Origin of the sequence: Terriglobus roseus (genome assembly GCF_900105625.1) — a bacterium.
Lineage (GTDB): Bacteria > Acidobacteriota > Terriglobia > Terriglobales > Acidobacteriaceae > Terriglobus > Terriglobus roseus_B.
The window spans coordinates 975,045-989,398 of sequence record NZ_FNSD01000001.1; the positions used below are offsets into that span (position 1 = coordinate 975,045).

9 protein-coding genes are annotated in these 14,354 nt (G+C 59.1%); 5 read left to right on the forward strand and 4 right to left on the reverse strand.

What is annotated here, in order from left to right; genetic code table 11:
• Positions 1-24: 24 nt before the first annotated feature.
• Complete coding sequence (locus BLW03_RS03955; RefSeq protein WP_244501948.1) at positions 25-1,236, reverse strand: GRP family sugar transporter; 1,212 nt, start codon at positions 1,234-1,236, stop codon at positions 25-27.
• Between the two features lie 101 nt (positions 1,237-1,337).
• Positions 1,338-1,442, reverse strand: a complete 105-nt coding sequence (locus BLW03_RS03960) for a translocated intimin receptor Tir (RefSeq protein WP_074652443.1) — start codon at positions 1,440-1,442, stop codon at positions 1,338-1,340.
• A gap of 108 nt (positions 1,443-1,550) precedes the next feature.
• Here BLW03_RS03960 and BLW03_RS03965 point away from each other — a divergent pair, with 108 nt between their 5' ends.
• The 5 genes from BLW03_RS03965 to dinB all read left to right on the forward strand — a co-directional run bounded on the left by BLW03_RS03965 (position 1,551) and on the right by dinB (position 9,645).
• Positions 1,551-1,874, forward strand: a complete 324-nt coding sequence (locus BLW03_RS03965; RefSeq protein ID WP_074652444.1) for a Rieske (2Fe-2S) protein — start codon at positions 1,551-1,553, stop codon at positions 1,872-1,874.
• Between the two features lie 830 nt (positions 1,875-2,704).
• Positions 2,705-5,509, forward strand: coding sequence for an Ig-like domain-containing protein (locus BLW03_RS03970; protein ID WP_244502186.1), 2,805 nt, complete (start codon positions 2,705-2,707; stop codon positions 5,507-5,509).
• Positions 5,510-5,627: 118 nt separating this feature from the next.
• Positions 5,628-7,424, forward strand: coding sequence for an OmpA family protein (locus BLW03_RS03975; RefSeq protein ID WP_074652446.1), 1,797 nt, complete (start codon positions 5,628-5,630; stop codon positions 7,422-7,424).
• Positions 7,425-7,597: 173 nt separating this feature from the next.
• A complete protein-coding gene (locus BLW03_RS03980) occupies positions 7,598-8,272 on the forward strand; it encodes a Crp/Fnr family transcriptional regulator (protein ID WP_244501949.1) in 675 nt (224 codons plus the stop codon).
• 230 nt (positions 8,273-8,502) lie between these two features.
• On the forward strand, positions 8,503-9,645 hold the full coding sequence (gene dinB, locus BLW03_RS03985; RefSeq protein ID WP_244501950.1) for a DNA polymerase IV: 1,143 nt from the start codon (positions 8,503-8,505) through the stop codon (positions 9,643-9,645).
• A 58-nt stretch (positions 9,646-9,703) separates the two neighbouring features.
• On the opposite strand, the gene BLW03_RS03990 is transcribed toward dinB, so the two are convergent.
• Together BLW03_RS03990 and BLW03_RS03995 are read right to left on the reverse strand one after the other, a co-directional pair.
• Positions 9,704-11,158, reverse strand: coding sequence for an efflux transporter outer membrane subunit (locus BLW03_RS03990; protein ID WP_074652448.1), 1,455 nt, complete (start codon positions 11,156-11,158; stop codon positions 9,704-9,706).
• Complete coding sequence (locus tag BLW03_RS03995; protein ID WP_074652449.1) at positions 11,155-14,352, reverse strand: efflux RND transporter permease subunit; 3,198 nt, start codon at positions 14,350-14,352, stop codon at positions 11,155-11,157. Before BLW03_RS03995 ends, BLW03_RS03990 begins: the two co-directional genes overlap by 4 nt.
• Between the last annotated feature and the right edge of the window lie 2 nt (positions 14,353-14,354).

The following is a 14,354-nucleotide window of genomic DNA, read 5'->3' on the forward strand; positions in this document are numbered from 1 at the left end:
CTGCCGCAGCCCCGTCAGACGCCATTACGAGAAGCGCGTCTGACGATGCAGCCGATAGGTGGCATAGCCAAGGCTGCCGAACAGGATGGCCACCAGGATGGCGATCCAGCGGTAGTTCATGGCAAAGGGAGGCACGACCGCTCGCGACCCAAGGAAGATAAAGAACCCCGTGGCAACGATCACGATGGCATAGTCCCACCAGCGTTTGCGCTCCGAGCGATCTCCGAATTCATCACCGGCCTGCGCCAGCAGCGTCTCGCGATAGTCCAGGCCGTAGCGCGAGCACTCGCGTTCCAGTGCGCGATTGCGCGACGAGTGTTCATTGACCGACGCCTTGGCCGTGCTGATAAAGAGCGCACCAAGGATCATGATCACGGATCCGCCGGCAACCAGCAGCTTGTGCTGCAGATCCGCGTGAGCAAGTTCGCCAAAGACCAGCGCGCCCCACGCCAGCCCCCAGAGCTGATTCGTATTCGACAACGGGATGCCGCGGCCGATGCCGACATACTTCGTCGCAAACTGTTGGAACAGATCGCCGATGACCCAGACGAACCCGCCAAGGAACAGCCAGAACACCATGGAACTGCTGTGCGCCAGTTGGAAGGCAGAGGAATGTCGACCGCCATCCAGCGTCCAGGTGAGCAGGAAGACCGTGAGTAGTTCGCCCACGGTGAAAGCCGTCACAAAGGACAGCGGATTCATGCCGCTCAGATACGCCTTGCGATACGGCACATACATGGTGCCCCACATAAAGCTGGCGCCAATGGCCGCGAGCACGCCGCCGAGCGCGTTGTGCCCTGTCGCCGTTACGCCGCCGTGGATGGTGCTGAAGCCAAGCATGATCGCGGCCACAACGATGCAGGTTCCACCAAGTACGACCTTGGTGATCGTTTTGCCGTCGGCGCCCTGCAGCTCGCGGAAGAGCAGGCGCCCCCACAGCAGGCCGATGAGGGAATTGGTATTCCACATCGGAAAGGCGATGGCCAAACCGACGTCGCGAATCGCAAAGACGGTAAGCGTGTTCGCCACAGCCCACAGCGCTCCTGCCAGCAGCGCCCAAACCAGCAGGTGCTTGCGCGCCATCAGATCACGGAAGACGTAGCTCGTCCCCTTCAGCAGGGTTGGGAAGGTCCACCGCGCGGTGAAGACGCCGGCCACCATGCAGAGCGAGATGGCGAAGGGCGAGAAGCCCGCCGTAACCAGCTTGGTAGGCGCTTCCGCCGCACCAAGCCACACACCTGCCGTCAGGCCGCAGAGAACGCCCAGACCATGCAGAGAATTTGTTTTCGAAGATGAAGACTTGGTCGCCAGCGTCTTTGCCCGTTCGCCTGAGAAGATTAGTGAAGCACGATGAGCAACGCAATACCGAGGCCGAGTACAACGACGGGAATCCAGAATTGCGCGTCCGTGAGGATCGCCTTTGCCATGTTGTTCTTACTCAAGCACTGCTCCCGCGTTACCGCTTACTACGCCGCCAAACTAGGCGTTCTCCGAAAGGCTTGTCAAGGCCGATTATCCATTACCAGCATCAGAATGCCTGAGGTCACTTCTTGATCGTAAAGCTTTGTGCTGCGGAAGATCTGCCGTCCACCGGCGAATTGAAGTCCTTCCGCGGCGGAAACAATTTCGAGATCTGCGTCGCGCAACTGGAGCGCGGCGAACTTGTCGCCTTCGACAACCGCTGCCCGCACCAGGCTGCACCTCTCTCCGCCGGCCAGATGGAAGGCTGCCGCGTGATCTGTCCGTACCACGCGTGGAGCTGGGATGTCACCACCGGCAAGTCGGACAACGCGGCCGACCCGGACCTGCCCCGCTACGAAGTGAGGCGGTACGGCGACGAGGTGTTCATTCAGCTTCCGTCGGCCCCCCGTTGAAGTGACAGACGAAGCGGAGGAGTCGATCAGGCGTCGTGACCATGGAGGAAGCAGTCGAGTCCTTCCCTCACCTCTTGCCGGTTTGCGAAGACAGGACTCACGGCTCGATCTCTATGATCAGACGTATCAGAACTACCTGGAACTGATGAGAGGGTACGAACCTCCGCATTGCGCGCATCGGGTTTGAGCACACCATCGCACTGCTTACGGGACAGGCTGAGTCATCCCGTGGCGCGCAAGTCGACAAGGGGCCGGTTCATCGAAGTTGTGGTCAACTTCTGAACCTTCGCAATGACACACGATCAAATTTTCCGGTGGCCACGTGTCGTCGCAAGTCTCCGGGTTTGCGTCACGAGAGGGCGGCCGCTGACCGGCCAGCACCACCTGAAAACGATCATGGTCGTTGAGGGCCCCACAGCCTTTGCACGTGATTCCAGCGGTGCACACCAGCCGGCAGCCGTGAGTCCCACCAAAGCGCCCTGGACCATGAATTCCAAATAGGTTGTCTGCGATTTCCCTTTATTAACGGGCTTTTCTAAGTTATTTCCAGCCTTACTTCCCTGCATTTTTGACGAATTATCTACAACCTTAGAGTCAGGTTCGCGGAGAATATTTCAGAATTCCCGGCATTTCACATAACCCTTTTGTGAACCGTAAAAAGAGTGAGCAATATTGCACATATCGCATTTGATGGCTCCCCTAGTTTTTTAGGTAGGTAAGAGCGGTCCCCCATGCGACGGGAGGAAATATCTCCTGAGCAGCTTCGGACGTTCGAGGTCATCATGCGGAAATGTAGCAAGAGTATTGCCTTGGTTGCAGCACTGGTTCTGATGTTGTTTGTTGCGGGTTGTGGACAGGAAACTGTCAACGTCCCGGACACAACTCGCCCGACTGTGACCTCAACGTCCCCAGCGCAAGGCGCAACCGGTGTTGCCGTCAGTTCCCAAGTCACCGCAACTTTCAGCAAAGCGATGACTCCCGCATCGATCAACGGAGCCTCCTTCTTTCTGGCAGGTCCCGGTGGAGCGCTCGTCCCCGGCACTGTGTCGTATGCATCCGCTACATCTGTGGCAACTTTCGTTCCGTCAGCTAGTTTGCTGACCGGCACAACTTATACCGTAACGATCACCACGGCAGCCACAGATACCGCATCGCCGGTGAACTCGTTGCTCGCGAATTATGTCTGGACATTCACGACTGCCGCGACAGCGGCTCAGGTCGTCCCGACGGTAACTGCCACCACGCCCGCGAACAATGCGACCGGTGTGAGCACCGCATCCGTCTTGACCGCAACGTTCAGCACTGCGATGAATGCTGCCACGGTGAATGCTTCGAGCTTCCAGGTTACGGCCGGTGGACTCGCTGTCACTGGCACAGTGTCGTACGCAGGGACTGTCGCGACCTTCACGCCAGCAGTCGCTCTCAACACTGGCACGACCTACGTAGCCAGGATCACCACGGCAGCGCAATCGGCGGCTGGAATACCGCTCGCCGGCGCGTACGTCTGGTCATTCACAACAACTGCTCCTGCTGCAGGACCGATCGTTGTCTCCACGGTTCCCCTCAACAACGCAACCGGCGTGCCACTAGCGCAGTCCCTGAGCGCGATGTTCAGCAAATCGATGAATCCGTCGACGCTGAATGCCAATACCTTCAAGCTCTCTGGCCCGCTGGGAACAGTTGTCAACGGAACGGTATCGTATGCGACTGGTACGAGCATCGCGACATTTGTACCGGCTGGAGCGTTGCTTCCAAGCACGACGTACGTGGCAACCATCACCACCGGCGCGCAGGACACCACCGGCACGGGACTCGCAAGCAACTACGTGTGGGTCTTCCGCACAGTACCTGCCCCCACGCCACCAACGGTCATCTCGACAAGCCCCGCAAATAACGCCGCAGGCGTTGCCGTAAATCAGAGAATAACTGCCAGCTTCAGTGAAGCGATGAATCCTGCAACGATCAGCGGCACCACGTTCACACTGACGTCGCCAGGCGGCATTGCGGTGGCCGGTGCGGTGACATATGTCGCAGCCGGATCAACCGCGGTCTTTGTCCCGACTGTTGCACTTATCCCAGCGACAACCTATGTAGGCACCATCACCACCGGCGCACAGGATCTCCTGGGCGTGCCACTCGCAAGCAAGTACGTCTGGACGTTCACAACAGGCGCTGCAGTCGACACCACCAAGCCGACCGTAATCTCTACCATCCCAGCGACCAATGCGACGAATGTGCCAATTAACCAGGCCATTAGCGCAGCGTTCAGCGAAGCAATGGATCCGACGAAGATCACTGCCACGACGTTCACCGTCACTGGTCCTGGCGCCACGCCAGTAGCGGGGTTGGTAACTTACGCCGCAGTCGGTAACACAGCCACATTCAAGCCAACAGCATCACTTTCATCTGGAACTCTCTTTACCGCCACGATCACGATGGGTGTTACCGATCTTGCTGGAAACACACTGGCCGCTGACTACGTCTGGACATTCACCACAGGCGCAGCGCCTGACACAACGTCTCCCACCGTCACACTCACGAGCCCGACGAATAGCGCAACTGCTGTTCCTTTGTCTCAGACCGTGAGCGCGACATTCAGCGAAGCAATGGATCCGCTCACGCTCACTACGGCGACCTTCACAGTCGCTACAGGCGGCGGAGTGAACGTCGCTGGCACCGTAACTTACAACCCACTTACGCTCATCGCGACACTGACACCTTCTGCGCCGCTGACTGCCGGTACTTCCTACGTCGCCACGGTGACAACGGGTGCGACCGATCTTGCGGGTAATCCGCTGGGTGCGGGAATGGTTCCAAACCCATGGACCTTCTCAACCGGCGCGGTCATCGTGCCTCCTCCAGTGAACCTCGGAACAGCATCACTCTTCGGCGGCTTCGGAGGCGGTGCCGGCATGACGAACCAGGGAACCTTGACGATCATCAACGGCAACATTGGTACAACCGGTGTCTCCACGCTGATCACAGGCTTCCATGACAACACGCCCAACTGCGTATACACGGAAACTCCTCTCAACGTCGGCCTGGTCAACGGAACCATTGACACAGCCGCGCCCCCACCGACGGTTGGATGTCCCAACGAAGGAACGGCAGCGACTGCAGCCATCGCACTTCAGGCCTCTCAGGATGCCGGAACAGCGTATGCCGCACTTGTCGCCTTCCCAAATGGACTGGACGTCTCGGTCTGCGCTGGTTGTGGTGGTGGATCAGCTGGCGAGTTAGGCAATCGTGTCCTGGCTCCCGGTATCTACAAGTCCGCACCCGGCAGCTACGGCATCACGCAGGGCAACCTGACGCTCGATGCACAAGGCGATCCGAATGCGTTCTGGGTCTTCCAGATGTCGACTACCTTGACCGTTGGTACTCCCGGTGGACCCCAAAGTGTCCTGCTGGTAAATGGAGCGCAGGCAAAGAACGTCTTCTGGCAGGTGGGAACAGCAGCAACCATCAACGGCATCGTAGGCGGAGGCACGATGACTGGCACTGTGATCTCACAGGCCGGCATCTCGGTCTCGACCGCTGGAGTCGCAGCAGTCACCACCATCAACGGCAGAGCGCTGGTACTTACTGGACCAGTCACCCTTGTCAACACCGTCATCAACGTCCCTGCTCAATAACGATCCAGAACAGAGGCTGGCCACTTCGGCAGCCTCTCCTCTGGCCGTTAGTCCGCCCCTAGAAACCAAGCAGTGAACCGTTCGTGACCGTTGCAATGTGCAGTCCAGGAGACTCAGCATGACTCGCAAATTCCACTTCTCGGCAGGCGTAGCTATCGCCACCGTTCTCGCCGTACCCGCCTGCTTATCGGCACAGACACGCATGGAAGAAAAGAAGGACTACCCCAAGTCCGAGCTATTTGTTGGCTACTCCTACCTGCGGGCCGTGCCCACCCTGGCAGACGGGAACCGCCTGGTCACCCTGAACGGCGGATCCACCTCTCTGGCCTATAACTTCACTCGCCACTTCGGCCTTGTGACTGACTTCAGTGGATACGCTGATTCTGAACTTCGGCTCTCGGGTCCGGGCGCCATCCCCACGCGCATCGCCGACTCGTCGGGCTCGGTCTACAGCATGCTTTTCGGACCACGCTTCTCTTTCCGTGCGAAGCACTTCACACCCTTCGTCCAGGTGCTTGGCGGCGGGGCCTATGCCACTGCGGTCACACTGAAGAACTGCACGACTGCATGCACCCCTCTGCCGGAACAGGGTTCGTTTGCGATGACAGCAGGCGGTGGTCTCGACGTCAATGTGTCCAGACATCTGGCGATACGCGCGGTGCAGGCGGAATACCTGATGACGCGCTTCGCGAACACCACGACGGCGGTACGAAGCACACAGAATGACATGCGCCTTTCTGCCGGCCTTGTCTTCCGTTTCGGCAGCCATCCGGCTGCACTGCTGCCGCCGAATCGCGCGCCACTGTCGGCATGTTCTGTCGACAAGTCGTTCCTCTACAGCGGATCGGATGCCATCGTGGCAGTTCATGCCAAAGGTGTGGATGCCGACAATGACGCCCTGACGTACGCGTGGACTCCGACTGATGGCACGTTGACCGGAACCGGCGCAGACGTGAAGTGGGATCTGACAGGGGCGCCGGTCGGATCCCACATCGTCAAGCTGAAGTTGGATGACGGACGCGGTGGATCTTCGGACTGCGCTGCAGAAGTCGTCATTGCCGCTCCGCTGAACCGTTCGCCCTCGCTCTCCTGCTCCATTGCTGAGAATGCGCTTGAGGCAGGGCAGTTGGCACACCTGACGGCAACCGGATCGGACCCCGATGGCGATCCGCTGCAGTACACATGGACGACCAGCTATGGCGCGATCCGCGGAACCGACTCTGCCGTTCTGTTGCAGACGGACCCCACGATGGACCACGCCTACGCGGTTCACGTACAGGTGATGGACGGACGCGGTGGAAGCAGCGACTGCTCCATGAACTTCAGCGCACAGCGCTCGCAGGCGGTCGTGAAGCTTGAGGAGCGTCTGTCGCTCCGCAGCATTTACTTCCCGACGGCAGAACCAACGGTGGCACAACCGAGCCGTGGTCTGCTCGCCAGTCAGCACAGTACGTTGCTTTCGCTGGCAGCGGACTTTAGCCAATACCTGAAGACCCAGCCCACCGCTCACCTGATTCTTGAGGGCCATGCGGATCCGAGAGGCTCAGCCGAGTACAACCAGAAGCTCTCGGAACTGCGAGTGGCGCTAACGAAGGAATACCTCGTCGCACACGGCATCGCAGCGGAAAGCATCGACATCAAGGCGCGTGGCGACCAGCAGAACCTGACCGATGGCCAGGTGAAGGATGCCATCCTTCGCACGCCGGAACTCAGCGAGGAAGCGAAGAAGCGTCTGCTCCTGAACATGAAGACGATCATTCTCGCCAGCAATCGCCGGGTTGACGTGACTCTGAGCACGACCAATCAGCACTCCATCCGTCAGTACCCTTTCAACGCGTCGGACTCAATGACGCTGTTGAGCGAACAGAGGCCGGGGACGCATTCAGCCCGGGCTCGCGCCGCTGTGAAGCGGTAGAGTCCTTCGCGCTTCACGGCGCGTGGGATGAAGCCAAGTAAGCAAAAACGAGCCGGCAGACTGAACCCAAACGTTCAGTCTGCCGGCTTCCTGTTATGCTCCCTAAACAACACATGGGTGAAATGCTCGCGCTGAACAGCTCCTGCGGGATCTGTTCACGATATGCCTTCGTGATGAATCCTCGACACGAAAGCACAGCAATGGCGACTCCGGAGTTTGACCCAGCCCAGTTCCTCGCAGTTGCAGGAGTCGGTAGAAAGCTAGTCCAGGTAAAGGCTGGGCAGGCCCTTTTCACCCAGGGTGATGATGCGAACTGCGTCTTTTACATCCAAAAGGGCCGGTTCAAGATCACGGTCATCTCGAACGCAGGCAAGGAAGCGACCATCACGCTGGTCGGCGCCGGTGAGTTTGTCGGCGAAGAGTCCATCATTTCGATCCCAGGCCAAAGGCTGGCGACCGCGACGGCCATTACTTCATGCCTTGTCATGAAGATCCAGCGACTGGATATGATCCGCTCCCTGCGGGAAGAGTCGCAGCTCTCCGACATGTTCACTGCCCTGCTCCTGCGGCGGAGCATGCGCACGCAGGCTGACCTGGTCGATCATCTGTTCAACTCCAGCGAAAAGCGCCTCGCGAGAATCCTGCTGCTCATGGCGGAGTTCGGCAAGCCTGACGATCAGGAGACGCTCATCCCGCAGATCACACAAGAGACGCTCGCCGAGATGATCGGAACCACGCGCTCCCGCGTCAGCTTCTTCATGAACAGGTTCCGTAAGATGGGCTTCATCGACTACGACGGGCGCATCACCGTCCATAAGACGCTTCTGAATGTGATCCTTCACGAATAGAAGCAAATGGACTCACGCGCTCCGATCGATGACTGCCCACCACTGAAAGCTTCGCGACGCCGCGAAGCGAACATACGGCGAATATGGCAGACTAGTGTGGAGGTCTGCTATGCGTTTTACGGGACAGTCAGCTGATACGAAGTCGACGCGCGTCGTTTTGACGCAAAGCTTCCTACGTCCTGACAAGGTCGAACCTCGCGGACTGATTCCCGTAGACATCGGACAGCGCAATGCCTGATCCGGAATCGATGCAGGAGGGCGTTCGCACTCCCGGTACGCGCAAGATCGTCCATGTCGACATGGATGCCTTCTATGCGTCGGTGGAACAGCGCGATGATCCCACATTGCGTGGGCGTCCGGTCGTGGTGGCGTGGAAAGGTCTGCGGTCCGTGGTCTGCGCTGCCTCTTACGAAGCGCGTCGATTCGGTATCCGATCCGCAATGCCCGCTGTTCGCGCGGAAAGACTCTGCCCCGGCGCGGTCTTTCTACCGCCCGACTTCTCTCGCTACAAGGCAGTATCGCAAGCAGTGCGCGCCATCTTCGAGCGCCACACCGACGCCATCGAACCACTCTCACTGGACGAAGCATATCTCGATGTCACGACGAACAAGACTGCCCTTCCAACGGCGACCTTAGTCGCGAAAACAATCCGTCAGCAGATTCGCGAGGAGCTGCATCTCACCGCTTCGGCGGGGATCGCGCCAAACAAGTTTCTCGCGAAGATTGCTTCTGACTGGCGCAAGCCCAATGGGCAATTCGTTATTCAGCCGCACGAGGTGCAGAACTTTCTACAGGCGCTTCCTGTCGGCCGGATTCCCGGCGTGGGCAAGGTGACAGAGGCGCGCATGGCGCAGGCAGGCATCAAGACTGTGGGCGATATCTATGCCATGAGCCTGCCCACGTTGCAAGAGCACTTCGGAAGCTATAGCGTGCGCCTCTACGAACTGGCGCGTGGCATCGACCACAATCCGGTCGTCTCGAACCGCGTGCGTAAGCAGGTTTCGGCAGAAGACACCTTCGCGGAGGATCTGCCGCTGAATGCCCTTGTGGGGCACGTGCGTCGATTGGCAGAGAAGGTATGGAAGGCTTCGAACAGCAATGCCCGTCGTGCGAAGACGATCGTGCTCAAGCTCAAGACCAGGGAGTTTACTTCCCTGACCCGAAGTCTGACACCGCGCACTGCCATTGCAACGTGCGAGGATCTGACCGCTATCGCCCTGCGTCTTCTCGATCGAGTCGACTTGCCTGCGGATCAGCTCTACCGTCTTGTCGGGGTCGGTCTATCCAACTTCGAAGCAAAAGACGATATCGCGCAGGATTCGAGCCTCGCTGAGGCTGAGGCAAGCGAGTTTCTGCTGCAGCCGCCGGCGTAGACGCCTGCAAAGACGGGGCCTCTGACACCCCCTTCTTTCTGTCTCTGCGGGTCGCTTTCTACTGCCATCCACCGCCGAGTGCACTGTAGAGCTGGACCAGCGTCAGCGCTTCGTTCTGCTGGGCACTGATCAGATTCAGTTGCGCGTTGAACAGGTTCGTGTCTGTTGTCAGTACTTCCAGGTAGGCGGTTGCGCCACCCTGGTAGCGCAGACGTGCCAGGCGCGTTGCGTCCTTTGCCGCGAAGACCAGCTTGTCCTGTTGCTCCCGCGTTACGCGTGTTTTATTCACCGCGACCAGAGCATTGGAAACATCGCGAAGACCAGTCAGAATTGCGCGCTGATAGGTAGCAATCAGCTCGTCCTTCTGCCGCTTGGTGAGCTCATACTGACCTCGGATCTTGCCACCGGCAAAGATCGGTTGTGCCAGCGAGCCCAGTCCGTAGATGGTTCGACTGCTCGGGTCAAACAGATTGGAGAAGTCGCTGCCGCCCGTACCACCCGAGGCGCTGATGGAGAGCTGCGGGAAGAATTGTGCCTTCGCCGCGCCGACCTGCGCGTTGGCTGCTTTTAACTGCGCCTCAGCCTGCTGAATATCTGGGCGACGTTCCAGTAGCTGGGATGGCAGACCGACCGGCGGGTTCTCCGGCGCAGGCTGCAACGCATTGGGGTCCACGTGCTGCAACTTACCGGGAGCCTGTCCCAGTAAGAGTTGCAGGCTGTTCTCGGTCTGCTGGATCTGCTGCTCCAGAACCGGGATCTGCGACGTTGCGGTGTAAAGCAACTGTTCCGCCTGCCGCAGATCGCTTAAGGGAGCGGAACCTCCATTGGTCAGCTTCGTCGTAAGGTCCACCGACTGCTGCCGCGTGTCCCGTGTCTCTTTAGCGACCTCCAACTGCAGATCGAGTGTGCGGAGCTGGAAGTACGTTGTGGCCACCTGTTGGACCAGCGACAGGCGTACGGCCTTCTGAGCCCATTCCTGGGCCAGCAATGTGTCACGCGCAGCTTCGGTCTGTTTGCGGTAGAGCCCCCAGAAATCGGGGGTCCATGCCGCCGACAGGTTGATGGAACCCGCCGTCAGCGTGGTGGCGCCTGACGAGTCAGAGGTTCCGTTCGAATTGGTGCCGAATGTCTGTGACAACGATCCGGGCAATGTTGCACCAAGGCCCGTACCGCCTACGTTCACAGTCGGGAACTGCGACGCGCGACTGATGCGTACCTGCTGCTGCTGCTCAAGCACACGCTCGGCTGCAATCTTCAGGTCGTAGTTGTTCGCAAGCGCCTGGGTGATCAGCGCCTGCAGTTCCGGCTGTTTGAAGACAGCGCTCCACTGCTGATCGCCAAGCGATCCCTTGGGATCACTTGAGATCGCAGCATCGTCCGCGCCGCGGAATGCCGGTGGTGCCGGCACCTGCGGGCGTGTGTACTTCGGGCCCACATTGCAACCTGCCGTCGTCAGCACGGCGAGCAGGCCCAGGGTGGTCACACCCCTTCGTGAAAAGTTTGAGTTGCTCATGCGTGACCTTCCTGTGGCTTCAACTCTGTGTCGTGTTCCGGCTCATGCTTTGAATCCATCGTGGTTCCCTTGCCGCCCTTGCCGAACCGGTGCGAGATGTACTCGACCACGGCAAAGGTCACGGGCACCATCAGGATGCCGAGGATCGTCGCCAGCGTCATGCCGCCGATCACCACGGTTCCCAGGATGCGGCGCGAAACCGCACCCGAACCCGATGCTGTCCACAAGGGCAAGCAACCGAAGATGAACGCGAACGCGGTCATCACGATGGGTCGGAAACGAAGCCGTGCAGCACCCAGCGCAGCTTCACTGATGCTCTGCCCGTTCTTGTAGTTCGCCACGGCAAATTCCACGATCAGGATGGCGTTCTTCGCGGACAGACCAATCAGCATGATGAGACCGATGGTTGCGAAGATGTCGTTTTCCAGCGATCGAATGCTTAGTGCAAGGTACGCACCCAGAATCGCGACCGGTGTGCTGAGCAGTACGCTGAAGGGCAGCGTCCAGCTCTCATACAGCGCCGCGAGAATCAGGAAGACGAAGACGATCGAGATACCGAAGACGACCCATGTGGGAACGCCCTTCTCCGCCGCCTGCTCCTGGAAGCTCATGCCGCTGTAGGTATAGTTCATGCCGTCCGGCATGGACTTTGCGAACGTCTCTTCCAGCGCCTTTCGGACCTGCCCGCTGCTGTAACCGGGGGCACCCGTCACGTTCAACTGCGCCGCGTTGTACTCGTTGAAACGCATCACGAACTCGGGCCCATTGATCTTTCTCGTATGCACCAGAGAGCTCAGCGGCACCTGGCTGCCATTCGCACTGCGTACATAGAACTGACCAATGTTATCGATGTTGGTACGTGACGTTCCCTCAGCTTCAACGTAGGTCTGCCACTGGCGGCCAAACCGGTTGAAGTAATTCACAAGGTAGCCGCCCATAAAGGTCGACATGGTGTTGTAGACCTGCGACAGATCTACCTGCTGCTGGATTGCCTTTTCCTTATCCACGTCCGCATACAACTGCGGCACCGCGGGCAGGTAGGACGGAACCGCCGATAGAATCTCAGGACGCTGCTTCAACGCCCCCAGGTAGGCATACAAGTTTTTCGTGAGGAAATTCGCGTCGTCGTTGCCCGACTGATCCTGAAGGATCATCGTCACGCCGCCCGAAGTTCCGATGCCCGGAATGGCTGGCGGAGGAAAGCTGAAGGCAAGACCTTCACCCAGTCCACCCAATTCCTTGGTTACGTTGCCAATGACGCCGTCAATCTGTTCCTGTGCCGCCTTGCGATCTTCCCAGGGTTTCAGTGCGATGAAGAAGAAGGCAGCATTGGTGCTCTGCGTCTGCGTCAACAGGCTGAAGTCATTCACCTGTACCACGCCAGCGATACCGGGCGTGTTGAGCAGCATCTTCGTCACCTTCAAGCCGGCGGCATCGGTACGCTGTTCACTTGCCGAGTCGGGCAATTGCATGGCCGCGAAGAGGTAGCCCTGGTCTTCCTGTGGGATGAAGCCACCGGGTAGCCGGGCCCCCATGAAGACGGCGACTGCTGCGATGATGACAAGCGCCACCATCGTCATACCCGACTTATGCACCAGCACGCTGGACGTCGAGACGTACGATTCGGTGGTCCGGCCGAAGATGCGGTTGAACCAGTCGAAGAAGCGGCCCAGCAGGCCCGGCTTCTTGTTCTTGTCCTTCGGCTTCAGCAGCAACGCCGACAGGGCTGGGCTGAGTGTCAGCGCGTTGAATGCGGAAATCAGCACCGAGATGGCGATGGTCACAGCGAACTGCTGGTAGAGACGTCCCGTAATGCCGGGGATGAACGCCGTTGGGATGAACACCGCGGCAAGGATCAGTGCGATCGCCACGACCGGGCCACCCACTTCTTCCATTGCCTTGATGGTTGCGTCCTGAGGGTTCATGCCCTCTTCCAGATGATGTTCGACCGCTTCCACCACGATGATGGCGTCATCGACGACCAGGCCGATCGCGAGCACAAGTCCGAAGAGCGACAGCGTGTTGATGGAGAAGCCGAGGAGCGGGAAGAAGATGAAGGTACCGATCAGTGAGACCGGCACAGCCATCAACGGAATCAGCGTGGCGCGCCACCCCTGAAGGAAGATGTACACAACCAGGATCACGAGCGCGAGCGCAATCACCAGCGTTTCGGTGATCTCATGAATACCCGCAGTCACCGCGAGCGTGGTGTCCAGCGGAATCGTGTACTGCATGCCAGCCGGAAAGCCCTTCTGCAGGACCTGCATCTTGGCACGTACGAGCTTCGCGGTCTGCACGGCGTTGGAACCGGGCAGCTGGTACACGGCCATCATGCCGGCGGGTGCGCCGTTGTAACGAGCGTTCAAGCCATACAGCTGCTCGCCCATCTCAATCCGCGCGACGTCACGCAGATGAAGCACGCTGCCATCTGCATTGGCACGGACGACGACCGCGCCGAATTGCTGCTCGGTAACGAGTCGGCCCTGCGTCTGCACCGTATAGGTGAACTGCTGGCCGCCGGGTACGGGTTCGCCGCCGATCTGTCCGGCAGGATTTACATTGTTCTGCGTCTGCAGCGCCGCGATGACATCGCTCGCCGTGACACCCAGGGTGGAAAGCTTATGGGGGTCAACCCATATACGCATGGCGTACTGGCCACCGAAGACCTGCACACGGCTGACGCCGGGTACGCGGGTAAGCTCGTCCTGGATCTTGATGATCGCGTAGTTGCTCAGGAACAACTGGTCATACTGGTTGCTCGGCGAGTTCAAACCCACCAGCATCAGCGGGGACGTCAGTGCCTTCTGCACTGTCAGACCTGCCGTCTGCACCTGCGCCGGCAACTGAGCCTGCGCCTGTGACACACGGAGCTGCGACAGAATCTGGTCAGTGTCCGGGCTGGTCTTGACGTCAAAATCTACAAACAGCTGGGTCTGCCCGTTGTTGGCATTCATGCTGTACATGTAGATCATGTTGTCGACGCCGTTCATCTGCTGTTCCACAGGCGTGGCAACGGCAGCAGCAAGCGTCTTTGCATCAGCGCCCGGGAACGTCGCCGTGACCAGAATTTCAGGCGGAACGATATCGGGATACTGCGAAGTGGGCAGGCTCACCAGTGACACGATGCCGATGATGACGGTCAGGATCGCGATCACGATGGCCACAATGGGCCGTCGAATAAAGAACTTTGACATGC

Coding starts and splice junctions, on each gene's coding strand:
- BLW03_RS03990 (WP_074652448.1), bottom strand. CDS start 11,158: ATGAGCAACTCAAACTTTTCACGAAGGGGTGTGACCACCCTGGGCCTG.
- BLW03_RS03970 (WP_244502186.1), top strand. CDS start 2,705: ATGTTGTTTGTTGCGGGTTGTGGACAGGAAACTGTCAACGTCCCGGAC.
- BLW03_RS03995 (WP_074652449.1), bottom strand. CDS start 14,352: ATGTCAAAGTTCTTTATTCGACGGCCCATTGTGGCCATCGTGATCGCG.
- BLW03_RS03980 (WP_244501949.1), top strand. CDS start 7,598: ATGAATCCTCGACACGAAAGCACAGCAATGGCGACTCCGGAGTTTGAC.
- BLW03_RS03975 (WP_074652446.1), top strand. CDS start 5,628: ATGACTCGCAAATTCCACTTCTCGGCAGGCGTAGCTATCGCCACCGTT.
- dinB (WP_244501950.1), top strand. CDS start 8,503: ATGCCTGATCCGGAATCGATGCAGGAGGGCGTTCGCACTCCCGGTACG.